The organism is Wolbachia endosymbiont (group A) of Sphaerophoria taeniata (assembly GCF_947250735.1).
Taxonomy (GTDB): Bacteria; Pseudomonadota; Alphaproteobacteria; order Rickettsiales; family Anaplasmataceae; genus Wolbachia.
Genome location: NZ_OX366344.1, coordinates 973,732 through 995,063, shown reverse-complemented (window position 1 = coordinate 995,063; position 21,332 = coordinate 973,732). Strand labels below are relative to the sequence as shown.

Annotated in this window: 15 protein-coding genes and 1 tRNA gene; 11 read left to right on the top strand and 5 right to left on the bottom strand. The window is 36.5% G+C overall.

The window, feature by feature from the left end:
• The first annotated feature begins 73 nt into the window (after positions 1 to 73).
• The 3 genes from OOK84_RS04985 (at position 74) to OOK84_RS04975 (ending at position 4,882) form a co-directional block, all read left to right on the top strand.
• Positions 74 to 1,429, top strand: coding sequence for a phosphomannomutase/phosphoglucomutase (locus tag OOK84_RS04985; RefSeq protein WP_264731334.1), 1,356 nt, complete (start codon positions 74 to 76; stop codon positions 1,427 to 1,429).
• Positions 1,430 to 1,789: 360 nt separating this feature from the next.
• On the top strand, positions 1,790 to 4,471 hold the full coding sequence (ppdK, locus tag OOK84_RS04980; RefSeq protein WP_264732576.1) for a pyruvate, phosphate dikinase: 2,682 nt from the start codon (positions 1,790 to 1,792) through the stop codon (positions 4,469 to 4,471).
• Between the two features lie 267 nt (positions 4,472 to 4,738).
• Complete coding sequence (locus OOK84_RS04975; protein ID WP_264731332.1) at positions 4,739 to 4,882, top strand: hypothetical protein; 144 nt, start codon at positions 4,739 to 4,741, stop codon at positions 4,880 to 4,882.
• A gap of 521 nt (positions 4,883 to 5,403) precedes the next feature.
• Here OOK84_RS04975 and OOK84_RS04970 read toward each other — a convergent pair.
• Positions 5,404 to 6,699, bottom strand: coding sequence for a Na+/H+ antiporter NhaC family protein (locus tag OOK84_RS04970; RefSeq protein ID WP_264731330.1), 1,296 nt, complete (start codon positions 6,697 to 6,699; stop codon positions 5,404 to 5,406).
• Positions 6,700 to 6,874: 175 nt separating this feature from the next.
• Here OOK84_RS04970 and OOK84_RS04965 point away from each other — a divergent pair, with 175 nt between their 5' ends.
• A complete protein-coding gene (locus OOK84_RS04965; protein WP_264731329.1) occupies positions 6,875 to 7,834 on the top strand; it encodes an RluA family pseudouridine synthase in 960 nt (319 codons plus the stop codon).
• A 7-nt stretch (positions 7,835 to 7,841) separates the two neighbouring features.
• On the opposite strand, the gene OOK84_RS04960 is transcribed toward OOK84_RS04965, so the two are convergent.
• Positions 7,842 to 9,104: an MFS transporter gene (locus OOK84_RS04960; RefSeq protein ID WP_264731327.1), complete on the bottom strand. Its 1,263-nt coding sequence runs from the start codon at positions 9,102 to 9,104 to the stop codon at positions 7,842 to 7,844.
• 35 nt (positions 9,105 to 9,139) lie between these two features.
• Positions 9,140 to 10,942 (bottom strand): aspartate--tRNA ligase, encoded by a 1,803-nt coding sequence (gene aspS / locus OOK84_RS04955; RefSeq protein WP_264732575.1) that lies wholly within the window; start codon positions 10,940 to 10,942, stop codon positions 9,140 to 9,142.
• Between the two features lie 195 nt (positions 10,943 to 11,137).
• Here aspS and OOK84_RS04950 point away from each other — a divergent pair, with 195 nt between their 5' ends.
• The 3 genes from OOK84_RS04950 (at position 11,138) to OOK84_RS04940 (ending at position 13,112) form a co-directional block, all read left to right on the top strand.
• Complete coding sequence (locus OOK84_RS04950; RefSeq protein WP_264731325.1) at positions 11,138 to 11,569, top strand: hypothetical protein; 432 nt, start codon at positions 11,138 to 11,140, stop codon at positions 11,567 to 11,569.
• Positions 11,570 to 11,572: 3 nt separating this feature from the next.
• Positions 11,573 to 12,196, top strand: coding sequence for a heme ABC exporter ATP-binding protein CcmA (ccmA, locus tag OOK84_RS04945; protein WP_264731323.1), 624 nt, complete (start codon positions 11,573 to 11,575; stop codon positions 12,194 to 12,196).
• A 709-nt stretch (positions 12,197 to 12,905) separates the two neighbouring features.
• Complete coding sequence (locus OOK84_RS04940; protein WP_264731321.1) at positions 12,906 to 13,112, top strand: hypothetical protein; 207 nt, start codon at positions 12,906 to 12,908, stop codon at positions 13,110 to 13,112.
• Between the two features lie 189 nt (positions 13,113 to 13,301).
• Here OOK84_RS04940 and OOK84_RS04935 read toward each other — a convergent pair whose 3' ends face one another.
• Positions 13,302 to 14,324: an IS110 family RNA-guided transposase gene (locus tag OOK84_RS04935; RefSeq protein WP_264731025.1), complete on the bottom strand. Its 1,023-nt coding sequence runs from the start codon at positions 14,322 to 14,324 to the stop codon at positions 13,302 to 13,304.
• Between the two features lie 459 nt (positions 14,325 to 14,783).
• Here OOK84_RS04935 and OOK84_RS04930 point away from each other — a divergent pair, with 459 nt between their 5' ends.
• The 4 genes from OOK84_RS04930 to petA all read left to right on the top strand — a co-directional run bounded on the left by OOK84_RS04930 (position 14,784) and on the right by petA (position 19,260).
• Complete coding sequence (locus OOK84_RS04930; protein ID WP_264731319.1) at positions 14,784 to 15,659, top strand: tetratricopeptide repeat protein; 876 nt, start codon at positions 14,784 to 14,786, stop codon at positions 15,657 to 15,659.
• An 81-nt stretch (positions 15,660 to 15,740) separates the two neighbouring features.
• A tRNA-Val gene (locus OOK84_RS04925) sits at positions 15,741 to 15,813 on the top strand.
• A gap of 52 nt (positions 15,814 to 15,865) precedes the next feature.
• A complete protein-coding gene (gene gyrA / locus OOK84_RS04920; RefSeq protein ID WP_264731317.1) occupies positions 15,866 to 18,574 on the top strand; it encodes a DNA gyrase subunit A in 2,709 nt (902 codons plus the stop codon).
• A gap of 86 nt (positions 18,575 to 18,660) precedes the next feature.
• On the top strand, positions 18,661 to 19,260 hold the full coding sequence (gene petA, locus OOK84_RS04915) for a ubiquinol-cytochrome c reductase iron-sulfur subunit (RefSeq protein ID WP_264731315.1): 600 nt from the start codon (positions 18,661 to 18,663) through the stop codon (positions 19,258 to 19,260).
• Between the two features lie 9 nt (positions 19,261 to 19,269).
• On the opposite strand, the gene priA is transcribed toward petA, so the two are convergent.
• Positions 19,270 to 21,273 (bottom strand): replication restart helicase PriA, encoded by a 2,004-nt coding sequence (priA, locus tag OOK84_RS04910; protein WP_264731312.1) that lies wholly within the window; start codon positions 21,271 to 21,273, stop codon positions 19,270 to 19,272.
• Between the last annotated feature and the right edge of the window lie 59 nt (positions 21,274 to 21,332).

Sequence of the window (21,332 nt, the reverse complement as noted above, 5' to 3'; positions counted from 1 at the left end):
CTAATCGTTGAGTAAATAAACTTGAGCACTTGTCCACTATGCTATATAGTAGTTACTCCTTAAGCAGTGCAGTATGGACAATAGCATTATAAGAAAATACGATATTAGAGGTATAGTAGGCAAAGATTTGCAGATTAATGATGGGTACGAGATAGGTAGAAAGTTTGGCCAAACCGTAGCTAGTGTTTGTGTCAGCTACGACAGCAGGATAGATTCACCAAGTATAGAAAGAGAATTAATTAGGGGCTTAACTTTATCTGGAGCAAATGTTATACGTGTTGGACTATGCTCGTCACCTATGCTCTACGCTGCAACGCAAATCACGCAGGCGGATCTTGGTATCATAATAACTGCCTCTCATAACCCCAGCGAATATAATGGCTTTAAATTTTTTAGTAATAAAAAAGTCTTCTCAGATCAAGAGATAAAGGAAATTATAAGCAGTCCAATTAAAAACAGTACAAGAATTGGAAGCTTAATTAACATAAATATATATAGTGAGTACATTCGCATATTAAAAAGTGCAGTGAAGAATAATACTACACAGAAATTAAAAATAGCCTGGGATTGTGGAAATAGTCCAGCAAGTGGAATTATAAGGTGTATTGAAAAGATCTTGCCTGGTCATACGCATATCGTAACCAATAACTCTATAGATGGGGCATTTCCACTGCATGATCCAGATCCCATAGAGGAAAAAAATCTCGCTCAATTAATTGACATTGTGAAGGAATATGGATGTGATCTTGGCATTGCGCTAGATGGTGATAGCGATAGGGTGCGCTTAATTGATAATAAAGGCAACGTTGTTTCCAATGACCATTTATTTATAATTTTTGCACGTGAAGTGCTGGAGGAATATCCAGAAAGCAAAGTTATTGCCAACGTAAAAATGAGTATGAAGGTGCATGATTTTGTTAGTAAGTTAGGAGGGCAAGTTATTACCTGCGCTACTGGACATTCACTAGTTAAGAAGAAGATGGTAGAGGAAGAGGCAAAGTTTGCTGGTGAGTTAAGCGGGCACTTCTTCTTTTCTGAGCTAGGTTTTGATGATGGGCTATATTCTGCTGTTAAAGCAGTTGACATTTTGCTTAAGAAAAACCAAAGCCTATCTCAGGTGATTGAGGATTTACCGAAGTTATATATCACTCATGAAGTAAAGATTGTAGTTAAAGATGAGAAAAAATTTCAAATAATTGAATCAATAAAGAAAACACTAGAGCAGCAAAATATTGTATTTTCAGATCTTGACGGTGTTAAGGTAAATGATAACGATAATAAAGGTTGGTGGCTCCTTAGAGCATCAAATACACAAAACTGCATTACAGCAAGATGCGAAGGAGATACCTTAGAAGGTTTTGAACTTACTAAAAAGGTTTTGTTCCATTACATTGATGAAGCAAGGTCTTTAAATTGTAGCTGCTCATAGAGAAATTAACCCTATCTCTTAAATAGAGCCACTTAGGGTGGTTGCTCCTGAAACCCGATTTCGAAGGGCCTTCCTTCATTTTCAATAAAACAAACATTACTTTGTTTGTTACTGCAGCACACCATTATTCTTAGGGTTGAAAAACTTAGAAAGAGCCATAAAAAATTTTTAAATATATCTTTATATTATATATTCTGATTGATAATAATTTGTCATCTTTTTTGTTAACTTTACTGATGTTGCCAGAAGGAACGTTGTTGCCAAATTTTGTAAAATTTATTATCCTAAGGTTTCAAGTCCTCACAGGTTTATTGGAACTATATGTACAATGTGTTTATCAGTGAAAATCCCGAGAAAATGATGGGGGAAAAGTTAATACATTACTTTAGCCAGGGTAAATGCGAAGGCAATGCAGAAATGAAAAATCTGCTGGGAGGAAAGGGAGCAAATTTAGCAGAAATGTGCAATGTTGGCATTCCTGTTCCACCTGGTTTCACAATTTCCACCTCTGTTTGTCAGGCCTACTGTCAGGATAATGAATTGTCTAACGACCTACGTAACGAGATTAAAAACTACATGGCGATGCTCGAAAATGACATCGGTTGTAAATTCGGGGATTTAAATAACCCCTTATTAGTTTCAATACGCTCTGGTAGTGTTAGTTCAATGCCGGGCATGCTTGATACTATTTTAAATGTTGGTTTAAATGATGAAACAGTTATTGGGCTTGCAAAAAAAAGTGGAGAACGTTTTGCCTATGATAGCTACTGCCGTTTCATCATGATGTATTCCAATGTTGTACTACAGCTTGACCATCACCTATTTCAAGATGTTGTTGATAATAAGCAGCAAAAGAGTGGAGCAAAAAGCTTAGCTGATCTTGATGTTGATGTTTTAAAGAGAATTGTTAACAATTTCAAAAGGATAGTACATGAAAAAACAGGAAAACATTTTCCGCAGAACGTTGAAGAGCAATTGTTAAACTCAGTTAATGCAGTATTTACCTCTTGGAAAAATGATAGGGCTGTTTCCTATAGAAGAATACATAACATTCCTGAAAACCTTGGAACAGCGGTCAACGTGCAAGCAATGGTTTTCGGTAATTTAAATGATAATTCTGCAACTGGTGTGATATTTACACGAAATCCTTCAACTGGAGAAAAAAAGCTTTTTGGTGAGTTTTTGGTTAATGCTCAGGGTGAGGATGTGGTTTCTGGTGTTTATACTCCTATGCCAATTGACGGAGAGCAAGAAAACACCATGGAGAAGTTGCTGCCAAGTGTCTACCGAGAATTATGTGTGGTATGTGAAAAACTTGAAAGGCATTATAAAGACATGCAGGATATCGAATTTACTGTGCAGGACGGTAAGTTATGGATTTTGCAGACTAGGTCTGGCAAGCGCACGGCTGAAGCTGCTATTCGCATAATAGTTGATATGGTAAACGAAGGAACGATTACAAAAGAAGAAGGAATATTGAGAATTGATCCAAAAACTTTTGACAATTTATTGCATCCAGTTCTTGACGTTAAGAGTGACCAAAAAGTAATAGGGAAGGGACTGCCGGCTTCTCCAGGGGTTGCTTCTGGATATGTAGTGTTTAGTGCAAGTGATGCTGAAAAAGCTGCAGAGCAGGGTAAAAAAGTGATTTTAGTAAGGTCAGAAACGAGTCCTGAAGATATTAATGGAATGAATGCTGCAAGTGGCATAGTAACAGCACGAGGAGGGATGACCTCGCATGCTGCTGTTGTAACCCGTGGAATGGGTAAGCCATGCATTTGCAGTGTAAGTGGACTTTATATCGATAAAGATGGAACTTTCTTTTCTGTGGGGGATACAAAAGTAAATAAAGGTGAACCAATTACCATCAACGGAGGAACAGGGGAGGTTATGCTTGGCATTCTTCCTACAATTTCACCTGAATTATCGCAAGAATTCAAAACGATAATCAACTGGATAGATGAAATCAAAACGGTCAAAGTGAGAGCGAACGCTGATACTCCAAAAGATGCAAAAATTGCAAAAGAATTCGGTGCAGAAGGTATAGGCTTATGTCGCACAGAACATATGTTTTTCGCTAGTGATAGAATCGAATTCATTCAAAAGTTGATAATAGCTGACGATGAAAATGAAAGGGCAAATGCGCTCATTAAACTGGAAGAAATGCAAAAGTCTGATTTCAAAGAAATATTTTCTATTATGGAGGGTAGGGAAGTCACTATACGGTTGCTTGATCCACCCTTACATGAATTTTTACCCAATAATCAGTCTACTATAGAAAAAATCGCCAAATCACTTAGTAAGTCAGTTGAATCAGTAAAAAATAAAATAGCACAGTTGTCAGAAAAGAACCCAATGCTTGGCCATCGAGGTTGTAGACTTGCCATTTCTCATCCTGAAATATATAGCATGCAGATTAGGGCAATACTTAGTGCTGCAAATGAGCTAAAAAAGGAAAAAAGTGTAGAAATCAAGCCTGAGATCATGATCCCTTTTATAATGAATGAGAAAGAATTTATTCTGATATGCGAGCTAGCAAAGAAAGAATCCTCTGTCATCTCAGCTGGAATCCAGACGCAGATTCCAGCGTCACGCGCTGGAATGACATCAGACAAGGCTTATTCAATTGGAACGATGATAGAACTACCAAGAGCAGCACTGATTGCTGATAAGTTAGCAAAACATGCAGAGTTTTTTAGTTTTGGCACTAATGATTTAACGCAAACAACCATGGGACTTTCAAGAGATGATTCAGTTAATTTCCTCGATTCTTATAGGGAAAGCAATATATTTGACAATGATCCATTTGAAGTGCTGGACATCGAAGGGGTAGGGGAGTTAATCAAGATAGCCATTGAAAGAGGCAAAAAAACCCGAAAAGAAATAAAACTAGGTATATGTGGAGAGCATGGAGCAGATCCAAAATCTATAGAGTTTCTCATCGAATCAGGGGTGGATTATGTTTCATGCTCACCCTATAGAGTACCGGTTGCAAAGTTAGTGGCAGCACAGTTTAGTGTAAAATCTAAGTTTGTTGGGTAAGTGAGAAATATAGCAATAATATAACCACTGGTGACTTTCCTCACTTAGACAACTGTGTCAAGCACTGGAATGACACCCTACTTAACCGTCATACCGCCGCGGCGCTAACACGTAGCGGGATGACGATTGTCAAGGTGTCATGAAAGTAGCTGACACTGGTTTCCATCCAAGAGAGTGTCATCCGAGTAGCTGACACTGGTTCACTCTATAATGGCAGTGCCTCTATGATGTAAGGAATCCAGTTTTTATGCAATCTCATCAAGAACGTTGTGTTTTAACGTAAGGTTGGCTACTTTTACACTCACTAACTTAGCTAGATCCCAGTGTCTGGGCACTGGGATGACAGCAGTCCTACGTCATACCGCGATTCATTCCTACGTCATACCGCGATTCATTCGCGGTATCTCTTAACATAGATCCCGCTAACAAGCAGCGGGATGACACCTCTCTTGGGCTCTTTTAGCTACAAACGTTAAGAAATTTACCAAGCGAAAAAAAAGGCAAAAGAAGCCCTAGTCATTGTCTATTTTCAGTATTTGGCGTTTTTTAAGTCTTAAACACTGCAATTTAGCTGCTTTTAATTGCAACTAACCTACGCTGCAAATGTTTAAGAAATTTACTAAGCAGAAAAAAAGGCAAAAGAAACCCCGTGTTAGCTAGTTGTCACTCTCTAATCCTGCAAATTGGCGTACTATACTGTCTTAAACGACTTATAAGCGCGTTTCAGCTTGTGTAGGTAAAAACCTAGAAATATTGTGAAGACATAAGGTGCACATAGTGCAAAAAATTAAAAATAAGACGCCAACCACGTTGTTTTCTTGCTGTTTAATCTGCACAGATGAAGATAACTGAATACCTTCAGTTTCATGATAAGGGGGCTGGCGGAGTTTGTCAAGTAATTCCGTTCCTTATGGGTAAAAAAAAGAGAAACTCTAAGTTGCAGCCGCACGATGTTTCTCTTTTCTGCTGTTGATGATTATTTCGCCTATTGTAACTGCTGCTAAAATAAAGCAGTAATATACCTGTGTTAATAAAGAAACAGGTGATACAAAGGCGATGCTACCTGCCAGCAATAGTTGAGAACCATAAGGTAAGATGCCTTTTGTAGCACAAGCAAAAACATTTAATAAGTATGCACTGCGGTATGGTACAATATCGTGTTTCTGTGCGAGTCTTTTTGCAATGCCACCACTTAGTAAAATAGCAATGGTATTATTGGCAACTAAGGTAGTAAACATAGACGCAATTCCTGCTATCAAAAATTCAGCTTTAGTTTTTGTGATATTGCTTTCATCGATGAGTTTATGCAACGCTTTTTGACCTTGTTTGTACATTATATGGCTCAACCCACCGATAAATAGAGCAAATATTACTATTTCGTTTACTTTTTTGAAACCGTCGTACACGTCATGAGGAAATTGAACGATGGCATAGTCAAAAAAAGCTATTCCTAGCACACCAGCAATAATTATGTTTACAGTTATTGTTACTAAAGTGGTGACTTCAAGCAGCCCCATGATTATTAAAGAAATATAAGGAATAATTTTTATTATAGAATAATAATCTAAATTTGATATAGAAATAATTTTTGTACTACTTGAAATCACTGCCAGATAGGTGAGTGTTATAATACCTGCAGTAAATGCAACCTTAGAGTTTATTTTAAGTTTATCTTTTGCTGAAGCTCCCTGTGAAGAAACAGATGCAATGGTGGTATCAGATATCATTGAGAGGTTGTCACCAAACACGGCACCACCTACTACAGTTGCAGTTCCTATTTCAAGGCCAAAAGCTCCACTTTTTGCCAGATTAACAGCTATAGGTACCATCAGCGCAACAACTCCCATAGATGTACCAATTGCAGTTGAAATAAAAGCAGAAGCCAAAAATACTCCAGGCAGCATTAATCTTGCTGGAAGGAAATTAAGAATTAAATTAGCAACAGTGTCTGCGCTACCAATTGATTGAGTAACCGCAGAAAATGCTCCAGAAAATAAAAAAATTAAACACATAGTAAGGGTATTTTTGTCACCCATGCCCTTGATAACAGTATCGATGTTATGCTGAATTTTATTTGTACCACGTGAGACAGCAAAAAATAGCGCTGGTAACAAGCAGATTACTGGTGAAACCTGATGAAGTGGATTATCAGTTCCGATAAAAGAAAAATAAGCACCACTTCCAAGGTACAAGATTAAAAAAATAATCAAAGGGACAAAAGCTGTCATTTTACTGTACCTCAAACTTACGACTATAACTAATTAAGTGGTTTTAAGCAAGTTTGGTTTTCACTAGTTTTGCAGGAAGTTGACAGCAGAGTTTTAAACTTCATATTTAATCTACTAAATAAATAGCACATGTAGCCGAAGGGTTTATATCTTGTGCTATACTTTATTTTATGTCATGCAAACAGTTGATATTAGCATACATCCAAATAAAGTAATGGAGAATATAAAAACCATATCAGTAAAAGACGATAACGTTAGGCTGGATAGGTACATCAGAAGAATCTTTCCTGATCTAAAGCAATCTGTAATTGAAAAATCTTTAAGGAAAGGGTTAATCAAAGTTGATGATTGCAAAGCAAAGTCTAGTGATAGAGTAAATTCTGGACAAACTATAACGCTGAAGCACTTGAATTATATTGAGAACGCTAATTCTGATCGCAAATATAATGAAAAGTTAGTGAATCTACTAAGAGAGAACATATTATATGAAGACGAATATATACTAGCTATAAACAAACCCGCAGGGGTCATCGTTCAAGGTGGCGTAAAAGTAAAGATTAGCATTAGTGATTTGCTTGACCAAATAAGAGAGGAAGAAACATTTAAAATTGTCCATAGGCTGGATAGAGATACGAGTGGAGTGATAATATTCGCACGCAATGCTAGTGTTGCCAGATACCTTATGGAGGAATTTAAAGGACGAAGGGTAAAAAAAACTTACTTGGCATTGACTTCTGGCATACCGAGCAACGATAGTGGAACAATAGACTATCCATTGGTGAAAAAATATGTTTCAGGTCAAGAAAAAGTGGTCGTTGATGAAAATTCACCTCAGAATGCCACTACGCATTTTTCAATTATAGCAAGGTTAGAACATAATGTCGCTTATTTAAAATTACAACCAATTACCGGCAGGACCCATCAGTTACGTGCACATTTAGCTCATATAAATTGCCCTATTCTTGGTGACGGTAAATACGGTGGTAAAAAAGCTTTTATTAATGGGGTAGCAAATAAAATTCACCTTCATTCGCATTCTTTATCTTTAAAATTACCAAGCAATAAAGAAATCACTATTACTGCTCCTATCCCTAAGCACATTGAAAAGTCTATTGAAGTGCTATTTTTCGACTGAAACGATTTCACCAATCAACTTTTCTGTCTTTGGCTTTGATTTGAAGCACAGATATTAGGCTAATTAATGCGCAGGCAGTAAGATAAATACCTGCTGCAAGTTTTGTTTCGGTTTTTTCTATAAGCCACATGCATATGTATGGAGAAAGGCCACCAAAAATTCCTGCAGATATGTTATGTGCGAGGCTAAAGCCGGTGCACCTAGCTTTCGTTGGAAATAACTCACAGGCAAGAGAATTATATATCCCAAAAGATGCACCTATCGGCACACTTATCAACAGAAAAGTGAGCGTTACAATATAGTGATTATCATACGATAATAGCGAAAGTACCGGCAAACCGGCGCAAGCTAGAGCTACTAATGTAGGAATCATTACATTTTTTCTTCCAACTTTATCAGACAGTATTGCAAATAGCACTGCGGACGTTCCAAATGTAATTTCAACCATAATCCTTACTACATTTTTTATATCAATACCTGAGAGAATAAGTTCTTTTACAGATATGTTGTAAAACATGATTGCTGAATAAACAATTGCATTTTGGGCAACGCCAAGCCCAATTGCTAGCACAAATGCCTTTTTATAGTCCCTGATTAATTCTAAAAATGGAGAATCAGATAAGCTTCTATTTTGATCATGAATTTTATATGCTAGGCTCTCTTCCATTATGTATCTTATTAAGAAGCCTATTATGCCCATAATAAAGCAGAAATAGAAGAGCAACCTCCAGCCCCAAATTTCATAATTTTCACCTGTAAATTTTTTGCAAATAGCTATCATTACAAAACATGTAATAGAACCAAGAGCACCACTAAAAGCTTTCATGCTACCTAAAAAGCCTAGATTTTTTTTATCGTTTGAATGCTCTATTAAAAAGGCTGAGTTGATACTCGTTTCCCCTCCTGTTGCCATTCCTTGTATTATTCTACAAAGCAGAAGTAATATAGGAGAAAATATTCCTATTTCTTTAAATCCTGGTATGACCGCAATTGCAGTAGATGATATCGAAGCTAATATTACGGAAGTCAGCAAAATTTTCCTTCTGCCGTATTTATCTCCAATGTAACCAAAAATAAATGCACCAAGTGGTCTAAATCCAAATCCAATTGCAAAACTACCAAGAAATTTGATTGTGCTTAAATAATCGCTTTCTGAAGGAAAAAAAACATTGCTTATTATATGTGTTAAAACTCCAAATAGAGTTACTTCATACCATATAATCATATTGCAGATTATGCTTGATAGTATTGCTTTTTGAATATCGTTCATGATTTTCGGTTTACCACACTCCGCTATAAAAATTTTTATTCAATAACCTTTAAGGATAATTCACGTAAATGTTTATTGTCCACTTCAGAAGGAGCACCCATTAGAACATCCTCTCCTTGCTGATTCATAGGAAAACAGATTACTTCACGAATGTTTGGCTCATCAGCAAGTAGCATAACCATTCTATCAACCCCTGGTGCTATTCCACCATGAGGGGGCACACCAAACCTGAATGCACGCACGAGCGCGCCAAATTTTGTATCAACTTCTTCTTTGCTGTAGCCTGCAATGGCAAAGGCCTTATACATGATATCCAGCTTGTTACTACGAATCGCCCCGCTTGACAGTTCTATTCCATTGCAAACAAGATCATATTGGTAAGCAAGGATATCCAGTGGATTTTTGTCCTCTAAATCTTTCAAGCCACCATGTGGCATAGAGAATGGGTTGTGAAAGAAATCTATTTTTTTGCTCTTATCGTCATATACAAAATATGGAAAATCAATAATCCAACAGAACTTAAATATATCGTTATCTATAAGACCTAGTTCTGATCCTAAGAGAGAACGCACTTTCCCTGCAATTGTTGCTGCTTCATTTTCCTTATCAGAAGCAAAAAATACACTATCTCCAGGCTTTACATCCGTTATTTCTTTTATAGAATTTAGCCTGTTTTCATCAAGGAATTTAGCAATTGGCCCTTTTGCGATGCCGTCCTTATCAAATGTTATATACCCAAGCCCCTTAGCGCCGAATTCTTTTTGCGCATGTTCTATTTTTTTATCAAAGAAGCTGCGTGGTTCTTCTGCTGTTTTAGGAGCAGGGATGGCTCTGACTACCATACCACGATCAATATTACTTTTGAAAATATTGAACTCTGAATCACGGAAAATTTCTGTAACATCGCTGACTAATAATGGATTGCGCAGATCTGGCTTATCAGATCCATATTTGAGCATTGCGTCTTTGTATGTAATGCGCGGAAAATCTTTATCAACTGATTTGCAAGAAAATTTGGCAAACACTTTATATAAGGTAGACTCAATAATCTGAAAGATGTCTTCTTGAGTCACAAAAGACATTTCAAGATCTAGTTGATAAAACTCCCCCGGAGAACGGTCAGCCCTTGCGTCTTCGTCACGGAAACACGGTGCAATTTGAAAATATTTATCAAACCCTGAAACCATGAGCAATTGCTTAAAAATCTGTGGAGCTTGCGGCAATGCATAAAATTTACCAAGATTTAGTCTGCTTGGCACCAAATAATCACGTGCACCTTCAGGGGACGAAGCAGTAAGTATTGGAGTCTGAATTTCCAAAAACCCTTGCTCTATCATGAGCTTGCGGAGTTCTGCAATAATTTGTGAGCGCAGAATAATATTGTTGCGGGTGTTTTCTCGCCTTAAATCAAGAAAACGATATTTAAATCTTATATTTTCTGGGTATTCTTGTTCGCCAGCAATGCTCGCTAATATACTTCTTTCTTCTTTTGCTATTTCTTCATCACAGTGGAACTCGACTTCCGATTCAACGTGCAAATTGCTAACTACAACCTCAATTTCTCCGGTTGCGATAGAGCTGTTTACCGTATCTTCAGTTCTAGCTTTGACTATTCCTGTAACAGTAATTATACTCTCCAATTTTAAATTTGATGTCTCATCAAAAAAGTCTTTGTCATTATTCAATACTAGTTGAGTGATTCCATAGAAGTCTCTTAAATCAACAAAAATTAAGTTACCGTGATCGCGCTTACGATATAACCATCCAGAGAGGATAACTTCCTTTTCTACGTCGTTCTTCCTTAATTCTTCACACGTGTGAGTTTTATAGCAGTTCATATTTGTTTTACTTCTAAATTCTTTAAAAAGTATAGAAATAAACCTTACTACATACAAGCCCATTCTCAGATATTTGTCCAATTTACGAAATAGAGCAGTATTACTTTTATACTGTCTTTACCCGCAAAGAAATTGCACAATTTCTATAATTATGGTATAATAGTAAGGGTATTTTTAATGAATTAGATACAGGAAATGCCACTTACACAGATCATATTATATAGCGTAACATTACTTGCTGTAGCTGCAGTATTTCTCTTTTTGAGAAAAATATACAAAAATCGCATTAGAAAAATCATATTTCCTAGAAAAGTTTTTAAAGAAGAGTGGGAAGAAGACAGAAAATTCAACGAATTATATCAAAAAAATAAGCAAAAAGAGTTGATGAAACAACAGGAAATGCTACGCGAAAAGCAAAAAGATATACAGGTTTATAAAGAAGATCTAGAAATAGTTGACATAGCAAAACCGTTAGGTAAATGGACAAAGATGGTTATGATGGGTAATGGTTTAATGCAGCGTTTTGCACAATTGATACATAGAGAAGGCGGCCAGAAAGGATTTTGGGAGCTATTTGTAAAAGCTCAGGCTTCAACTCAAGGTAAACATAAGGGGAAGGGCAGATAATCCATGCTCGAATGTGAAAATTTATCCTGTGCGCGTAATAATAAGGTACTATTTAAAAATCTCAGTTTTAAAGCTGAACCAAAGTCAAAGATTCTAATCACTGGTCCAAATGGTAGTGGTAAAACCAGCTTAATTAGAAGTTTATCTGGACTTTTACCGCCGGTATCAGGCAATATAAGGTACTGCGGAAAAGACATATATGATGATCCAAAATCCTATATACCTTCTATGGTCTATATAGGCCATAAGAATGCCTGTAAAGATAGCTTAACTGTTGCTCAAAACATAGAATTCTGGGCAGGAATACGAAATACTAGGGAATTGATTGTGGCAGCTATTTGTTGCTTGCAGTTGCAGCCTGTACTTAATATTAGATATGGCGAACTTTCTGCAGGCTGGAAAAGAAGAGTTGCGCTTGCTCGCCTCTTGATTTCTAATGCAAACGTTTGGCTGATAGATGAACCATTTTGTAATCTTGATAGTGCAACGTGTGAATTAGTGCTGAACCTAATCTCAATACGCTCTGAGCAAAATGGTATAGTAATTATTACAGGGCATAGCTCTACAGAGCAATTGTGTGATTTTACAACGATTGATATACGCGATTTCAATAGACTTCTTGCATAGTTTTTGGCAGCACGTTAACAACCGTTAGAAACGAAAAAACTTCCTTGACAAACTCCGCTAGCCCCCTTATCATGATAGTGAAGGTATTCAGTTATCTTCATCTGTGCAGATTAAACAGCAAGAAAACAACGTAGTTGGCGTCTTATTTTTAATTTTTTGCACTATGTGCACCTTATGTCTTCACAACATTTCTGGGTTTTTACCTATATAAGCTGAAACGCGCTTATAAGTCGTTTAAGACAGTATAGTACGCCAATTTGCAGGATTAGAGAGTGACAACTAGCTAACACGGGGTTTCTTTTGCCTTTTTTTCTGCTTAGTAAATTTCTTAAACATTTAAACTAAGGTGAGTTGCATTTAAAAGCAGCTAAATTGCGGTGTTTAAGACTTAAAAAACGCCAATACTGAAAATAGACAATGACTAGGGCTTCTTTTGCCTTTTTTTTCGTTTGGTAAATTTCTTAACGTTTGTAGCTAAAAGAGCCCAAGAGAGGTGTCATCCCGCTGCTTGTTAGCGGGATCTATGTTAAGAGATACCGCGAATGAATTGCGGTATGACGTAGGACTGCTGTCATCCCAGTGCTCCTTTTTTTGTCATCCAAGTAGCTGACACTGGGATCTAGCCTTTATTATTTGGTTGAAATTAAGTCTTCTGGATCCCAATTTCAGCTACTTTCATGACATCATCATAAAGTAAAATGAGATCCCAGTGTCACGCACTGGGATGACAGGAGAAGGTACTGGGATGACAGGAGAAGGTACTGGGATGACAGGAGAAGGCACTGGGATGACAGGAGAAGGTACTGGGATGACAGGAGAAGGCACTGGGATGACAGGAGAAGGTACTGGGATGACAGGAGATACCGTCTTGTTAGTCAACAAAAAAATTATAAAAATTTCCCAAGTTGCATCATAAAATCAAAAAATACTTCCAATTGTGTAACAGTACACAGATTATAGTTAGTGGATATGTTGATAAGTAAATTAGTTTTATACGCACAAAACAGATGAAGTTTACTTATCAACATATCCACTAACCAACAACATTCAATAAATTTGTGTAAGATACCACTTTACATAAGATAGATAGGAAGCATTTTTGATTTTAAAGTACTAAACCTTCAGTCAACCTCCTAGCCCTGTAGTTTTTGATATGGTTAGGATCAAAAGCACTTTTGGATGTCAGAATACCGAAAATGATATGGAGTAGCTTACGCATTGCAGCACCAACGATGGCCATATTATGCTTACCCTTTTCCTTTAATCTTTGGCAAAAGCTCATAATGATAGGATTGTGATTCTTAGCTACTATGGCAGGAAAGAAAAGTGCCTTACGTAATGTTTGTGAACCGGATTTACTTAATCTGGGTTTGGCATATACAGAGGAACCTGACGTCATATTTCGTGGTATAACTCCTGTATATGCTGCCAATTGCCTGGCATCTCTAAAAACCTCTATATCAGAAACTTCAGCTAAAATAGCTATTGCTGATTCTTCTCCTATGCCTGGAATAGTCAATAGAAGTTGAAAATTTTCCAACAATTCTTTGTGTTGATTTAATAGTTCACGTACGGAGTTTTTTATTGTTTCTATTTTTTGAGCTATATTCATTGCAAGGTCTTCCCAAGCATTTGCAACTTCTTTAGGCAGTCTCTCTTTTTTTTCTAAGTGGTTATTTACTAATGTTAACTCATCTTTTAACGCAACTGAGCAACGATAAAGATGTTTTAATTTTTTCATTTCAGGAGAAGGTGGTGTCCAACTAGAAGGTTCCTGTCTTTGGCAATAATCAGCAATAACTTCTGCATCGGTCTGATCATTCTTTTGTCGTATCAGCTTACTCCTTGCATAAGATTTTATGCAATAAGGATTTACAACACTTACAAAATGTCCAGCATTGTGTAGAAATTCAGCCAGTGCTTCGCTATAACAACCAGTAGATTCCATGCAGGTTTTTACTTTTTCTACATTATGTTTGTGTAGAAAATTCAGTAGACTTTGAAACCCATGATCATCGTTCTTAAAGCTTCTTTTTCTAATTTCACGCTTTCCTTTTTTGCTTATAAATGAGAGAAAAACATCAAAGCGATCTTTTGATATATCTATGCCCAAAAAGTTGTTGATCATATATAACCCCATACGTTACCATTAAAAATGAAAAGTAAGGCTAGTCTTGTGAATACAGAATTAGAACCATTCAGGTCTTTCTACGATACCGTCCAGCCTATACTTTTGAGAAGGGAATTCTTATCTCCTCTACAGATTTTATATCTAAGAAGAAGCACAGAGTTCCTCCCTTCTCCACCTAATGCTTAAGCTTAAAACATTAGATGCTTTTGACAAGATACAAGAAGAAGGCTACTTGGATGGCAGGGAGGAGCTACTTGAATGACGGTTCTTATCGTCGGTAAACTTAGAGCTATAATAACTATTTGCCTTTTTTCTACTTAAGTTTGGGTTATGCAAGAAGTCTAATAGAGCGAAATATGGAAGACAAAAGATAAGTGCATTCTACGCAGCATCGCTAATTAATAATATCTTTATTATTGTATGAGATAGGTAATTTAGCATTTATGAATTTGTAATGTGTTACGCATAGCTCAAAGAAATAAGGTTTACTGGTTACACGCTGCAGCCAATGCCACAACACTAGGATCTATGTTTGTCTTCATGTTAATTTGCGTTGTGATTTTATGGAGGTCTTCTGTTACCTATGCTAGTGAAAATTTGGAGATACAGAAGGCCTTTGATAGTGTTGTTAAGCATATAAAAGCTGATAAAAAGTATAAAGATCTTGATGTTATTGAGAGAAAAAGTGACAAATTTAATATCAAAATTGCGCAGAATTCTGGCAAGAGTTTTGACATATACTCTACTTTAAAAAAAGCAAAAGATTCCTTTGAGTCAGGAGATAATGAAACAGCTATTTCTCTCCTTAATCAGATCATCACAAAGTTTCCTTATCATAAAAATGCTTTAATTCGATTGGGAAATATTTATTACGCTAATAAAGAATACAAAAAAGCTGTAGAGATTTACACAAGACTGTTAAAAGAATACCCTAGTAACCCTTACATATTAAAAAATTTTCTGACGATAATCTCACAATATGATCCTGATCTGGCGTTGAGTGAAATGTTGAAATTGTATGATATACATAAAAATTATGCTCCTTTATTAGCAAATTTAGGTCTGATTTATATGAAAAAGGAGGATTATGTAAAAGGTAAAGAGTATATGACAACTGCTATTTCCCTTGATGAAAACAATATTTTTTATACCTATAATTTAGCTGTTATTCTAGATAAACTTTCAGATTTTAAAAATGCTACAATATTCTACTTAAAGTTGTTGAACATGGCTACAACTTCGAAAGATGTGAGTGAAAAAATACCTTTATACAAAGTGACAGCAAGACTAAAATTTATAAAACTCCATAGCACGCACCCAAAGATTTCATAAAAGCTTATAGCTTACCTAAATTTAATTTATCGCTATTTTTGTTTACAATAATAATATTGAGCTATAGAATTACATCTAAAGGGGCAATTAGCTCAGCTGGTAGAGCATCTCGTTTACACCGAGGAGGTCGGCAGTTCAAGTCTGTCATTGCCCATTTGCTTAACTGAATGTTAATATTATTAATTACTTCAATCAAAATATAGAAAATGCAGGATAATATAGTACCAATCTCAATAGTAAAAGAGCTGGAAGATTCTTATCTTTCCTACGCAATGAGCGTTATCATAAGCCGGGCTATACCTGACGTGCGAGATGGATTTAAACCTGTTCATAGGCGCATATTATATGCAATGTCAAGGGCTGGATACGATGCTGGTAAGCCATATAAAAAGGCGGCTCGTATAGTAGGGGATGTAATGGGGAAATATCACCCACATGGTGATGCAGCTATTTACGATTCCTTGGTTAGAATGGCCCAAGATTTCTCTCTTCTTTTACCACTTGTTGATGGACAAGGTAACTTTGGTTCGATAGACGGAGATCCACCCGCTTCGATGCGATATACAGAAGCAAGGCTTCACAAAGTGTCGCACTTCTTACTAAATGATATTGACGAAGATACAGTTGATTTTAGGCCAAACTATGATGGAAATGAAACAGAGCCTGTTGTACTGCCTGCAGAATTTCCGAATCTATTGGTAAATGGTGCAAGCGGTGTTGCAGTTGGTATGGCAACCAATATTCCTTCTCACAACCTTGGAGAAATAATAGATGCTTGTATGTTATATATAGATAATCCTGAAGTTACTTTGGATGAGTTACTTGAAGTGATGCCAGGGCCGGATTTCCCAACTGGGGGAACGATTCTTGGAAGGTCTGGAATAAGATCAGCATTTGCAACGGGTCGTGGATCAGTTGTTGTGCAAGGCAAGACTCACATGGAAGACCTGCCACAAGATAGGCAAGCAATAGTGATTGATGAAATACCTTACCAGGTAAATAAAGTAAAATTAATTGAGAAGATAGGTGAGCTTGTAAAAGAAAAAAGAATTGATGGCATAACAGAAATTAGGGATGAGTCCGATAAGTCTGGTATTAGAGTAGTAATTGACCTCAGAAGAAATGCTGAAGCAAGTTTTATACTTAATCAAATATTGGGACTAACTCCACTAAGAAGTAGTTTTAGTGTTAACACTTTAGTCCTCAACAACAACAGGCCTGCTTTGATGTCATTAAAAGAAATCATAGCTGCTTTTGTTGATTTTAGAAAAGAAGTATTAATCAGGAGAACAGAATTTCGTCTAAGAAAAACGAGGGAAAAAGCTCATATATATATAGGGCTCTACATTGCGGTCTTGAGCATAGATGAAGTGATAAAAATCATCCGTGGTGCAAAAGATCCTGCGGAAGCAAGTAGAGAACTTTTAAATAAAGAATGGAAAACTTCAGCTGAGATAAACACAATTATTGGATTAATCTCAGACAGCACAAGCTTTTTGAAAGACGGAGTGTATAGATTAACTGAGCTGCAAACGAAAGCTATTCTTGACATGAAATTGCAACGTTTAACAGGCCTTGAAAAAGACAAATTAGAAGCTGAGCTAAGTTCAATGATCAACCTGATAAAAGAATATATCGCTTTTCTTGGCTCAGGAGAGAAGTTGATGAAAGAAATAAAAAACAATCTACAAGAAATAAAGAACAGATTTGCTGTGCCGCGAAAAACTTCAATAGAGGAATCAGATACGGACATTGAAGCTGAAGATCTAATTCCACAAGAGGATATGGTGATAACCGTAACTATGAATGGTTATATCAAGCGTGTGAAGCTTTCTCATTATAGAACTCAGCGTCGTGGTGGAAAAGGAAAGCTAGGACAAGGATTAAAAGAAGAGGATGTAACCACAAAATTATTTGTTGGGAATACCCACACTAGCCTTTTATTCTTTTCTAATATTGGCCGAGTTTATAGATTAAAAGTTTATAAGTTACCTCTTGCAGAGCCAACTGCACGTGGAAGAGCACTTGTTAATATATTCCCGCTTAGCGATGGTGAAACTATAACTAATATAATGCCATTACCAAGTGAAAATGACGAAAATCAAAACATAGTTTTTGCTACTGCTCATGGGAACATAAGGCGCAACTCTTTAGCGGATTTTCACTATATTCCAAGCAATGGAAAAATAGCAATCAAGCTCGATGAAGGAGATAAGTTAATATCAGTTAAAGTATGCAATGAAATTGATCATGTTTTTCTTTCAACAAGATTCGGCAAAAGTATCAGATTTGTTGTAAGTGATGTGCGTCAATTTAAAAGTCGCAATTCAGATGGCGTAAGAGGTATCAAACTTGCAAAGAATGACAGCGTGATATCCATGACCATATTAAATGGGATAGGTGTAGCAACAGAAACAAAAGAACTTTACTTAAAAGTTCCACTTGCAAAAAGACTGGGGACTGCAATTAATAACTCCATTGATTCCAAATTGGAAAAGACTTTGAATGATTTAGGAATAGATAACGAATTGTTCTTAAAACTTGCAGTGAATGAGGAGTTTATATTAACTATTACCGAAAATGGCTTTGGTAAAAGAACTTCTGCGTATGAGTATAGAATAACTAACAGGGGTGGTGTTGGTATCACCAATATTCTTACTACCAACAGAAACGGTAATGTTGTTGCTAGTTTTCCAGTTGAGCAGGGTGATAATATCATGCTTATTACAGATAAAGGAAAGTTAATTCGTATTTCAGTAAATGATATCAGAATTGCAGGACGTAGCACTCAAGGAGTCACTCTGTTTAAAACAGAGGGTAGAGAAAAGGTGGTGTCAGTAGCGAAAATTGAAGATCCTGATTCCACTGAAGATAGTATTTCTGAAGTTGAAAACTCTATCTCTTCTCAACTGTAGTACAGGTTAAACAAAAAGCGCAAGTTTTTGTTGATTAATACGCAGTATTTAATTTAAAATATATACTTATGGCTAAGTAGAGATCAATGGACAAAAATTTAACTAAAAATAAAAAACCACTGGCAAACAAAGAGGATAAAAAAACACCTCCTGTTAAAGATCTTACTAAAAATAAGAGTAGGAGAGATTTTATAACATTAACTACATGCGCTATGGCAGGTATAGGAGCTGCAAGTGGACTTTGGCCACTGGTTAAGTCTATGAATCCTTCTGCTGAAGTTTTAGCAACTTCCACAGTGGAGGTGAATTTGTCTGGAATTCAGGAAGGACACGGAGTAAAAGTAAAGTGGCAAGGTAAACCAGTATTCATTCGTAGACGCACAAAGCAAGAAATTGAGGCTGCAAGAGCTGTGAATGTGAAGAGCTTGAGGGATCCTCAATTAGATGAGCAGAGAGTATACGAAGGAAAAGACGAATGGTTAATTATGCTTGGAATATGTACACATCTTGGGTGTGTGCCGATTGATCACGCTACAAAAGATGGTAACGGTTGGTTCTGCCCTTGCCACGGTTCATATTATGACACATCAGGCCGAGTAATTGGGGGTCCTGCACCAAAAAATATGGTTGTACCTGATTATTTTTTTCCCAGTGAGAATGTTGTGGTAATTGGCAAGAAGGCTTAACGGCACTCGTTAAAAAAAACTCACAGGATCAACATCTATTATCACTGCAATACTCGAATTCAAGTTACAATTTTTAATCAAACATTTCAGCTTCTTTTGTATAGATAGACTGTGCTTATTGTGTATTTTTAGCAACACCCTATACCGATACTTATTATTTAAGAAATTTATTGCTGCTGGTGATGGACCAAGAATTTCAAATTCCTTTTTGTCTGCACTTACATTTTTTTCCTGAATACAAGTAGTTGAGCTACTTGGATGACGGAGAAGAGATTTTACTATTTCATTCGCTGCTTTTTGTGTCGCAATCTGATTCTTACCACAAATTATAAGCGCTATTAATCTGCTAAATGGTGGCATTTTGGCTTCGCGTCTTGACTTAAGTTCAATTTCATAAAATGAGTCCCTTTTTTGATGTAGCAATGCTTTTATTATTGAACTTTCAGGATTATTGGTTTGCACTATTACCATTCCTTTTTCATTGAACCTTCCTGACCTGCCTGCAACTTGGTGCAACAATTGATACGTCTTTTCTGCTGCTCTTAAATCAGAATTTTCGAGACTCAAATCTGCATTCATTACTCCAACCAAAGTTAATTTAGGAAAATTGTGCCCCTTAGCAATTATTTGTGTGCCGATTATAATGTTCACCTCTTCTTTCAGTACCAAGTCAATTACGTTACTAACCGACTTCTGATCGCTGCTTATCATCGCAGTTTTTGCGTTTGGTATTAATTTCACCATTTCTTCAAGTAACCTTTCAATTCCTACGCCATAAAGGGAAAATGACTGTTCACTCTGGCAATCAGAGCATTTTTCTGGGAGTTTTAATTGATAAGAGCAATGATGGCACAAAAGAGCATTTTTTTTCTTGTGATATGTAAGCCAAACAGCACAATTTAAGCAGGAAATTTTATATCCACACTTTTTACAAAATGCCAGTTGTGCATACCCTCGGCGGTTTAAAAAGAGCATAACCTGCTGTTTTTTCTCTATGGTTTGTTTGATGCTTTCAAAAAGCTCAGAGGAGATCCATTGCTTGTTGTTCCTCATATCTACTACTTTAATGAGTGGCAATTCTGCACCACCGAATCGCTTGGTTAGCTTTACATGATTATAATTCCCGCTTTTAACATGATGAATCGTTTCAAGCAGTGGAGTTGCTGATGATAAAATAATCGGAATATTTTCAAATTTGGCTAAGATTATCGCCATATCTCGAGCATTATATATAATTCCCTGTTCTTGTTTAAAAGATGAGTCGTGCTCTTCATCAATGATAATCAATTTTAGGTTTTTATAAGGCAAAAAAAGCGCTGACCGTGCACCAATAATTATCTGCGCATTTCCACTTGCTATATTGAGCCAATTATTCCGGCGAGTTTTTGGAGTGAGCCCTGAGTGCCATTCAACTAAGTTTTTTGATATCTGACCGCGAACACGATTTACCAATTGTGAGGTTAAAACAATTTCAGGCAAGAGGATTAAAATTTGTGCACTGTTTACAGTTTCTACCAATTTTGCAATTGCGGATAAGTAAACTTCCGTTTTTCCAGATCCTGTCTCACCGTCAAGCAAAGTCACTGAATACTCATTCAAACTGCTTATTATTTTATCGCTAGCTATCTGCTGTTCAGGGTTTAATTGGCAACTTATTTCACTTATTTCCTGCTTCTGCTTAGCACAAACCAATTTGTCTATGTGGTTTACTTTTAACACTCCTCCCATTATCACTTTGGCAAGCATACCAATAGGCATTACATTGTATTGTGCAACCCACTCTGCAAATGCAATCAATTTTGGTCTAATATTTGGTAAATCGATTTTTTGCTCAATAAATTTTAATGCTCGACCACTCTTGTCACTATATTTCCAAACTATTCCGATCAAGCGTTTTTTGCCAAATGGCACCACTACATAATCTCCAACTGAAACTTCAGTATTTTCTTCAACTGCATATGAAAATAACTGATCAATTGGAAGTGGTAGTAATACGTCAACTGTTCTTGTCATAGCAGCCTAAGTTTAGCACTGTTTTGAAAATATTCGTTTGATTTTTGTGGATTGATTGG

Coding starts and splice junctions, on each gene's coding strand:
- OOK84_RS04985 (WP_264731334.1), top strand. CDS start 74: ATGGACAATAGCATTATAAGAAAATACGATATTAGAGGTATAGTAGGC.
- ppdK (WP_264732576.1), top strand. CDS start 1,790: ATGGGGGAAAAGTTAATACATTACTTTAGCCAGGGTAAATGCGAAGGC.
- OOK84_RS04970 (WP_264731330.1), bottom strand. CDS start 6,699: ATGACAGCTTTTGTCCCTTTGATTATTTTTTTAATCTTGTACCTTGGA.
- OOK84_RS04965 (WP_264731329.1), top strand. CDS start 6,875: ATGCAAACAGTTGATATTAGCATACATCCAAATAAAGTAATGGAGAAT.
- OOK84_RS04960 (WP_264731327.1), bottom strand. CDS start 9,104: ATGAACGATATTCAAAAAGCAATACTATCAAGCATAATCTGCAATATG.
- aspS (WP_264732575.1), bottom strand. CDS start 10,942: ATGAACTGCTATAAAACTCACACGTGTGAAGAATTAAGGAAGAACGAC.
- OOK84_RS04950 (WP_264731325.1), top strand. CDS start 11,138: ATGCCACTTACACAGATCATATTATATAGCGTAACATTACTTGCTGTA.
- ccmA (WP_264731323.1), top strand. CDS start 11,573: ATGCTCGAATGTGAAAATTTATCCTGTGCGCGTAATAATAAGGTACTA.
- OOK84_RS04935 (WP_264731025.1), bottom strand. CDS start 14,324: ATGATCAACAACTTTTTGGGCATAGATATATCAAAAGATCGCTTTGAT.
- gyrA (WP_264731317.1), top strand. CDS start 15,866: ATGCAGGATAATATAGTACCAATCTCAATAGTAAAAGAGCTGGAAGAT.
- petA (WP_264731315.1), top strand. CDS start 18,661: ATGGACAAAAATTTAACTAAAAATAAAAAACCACTGGCAAACAAAGAG.
- priA (WP_264731312.1), bottom strand. CDS start 21,273: ATGACAAGAACAGTTGACGTATTACTACCACTTCCAATTGATCAGTTA.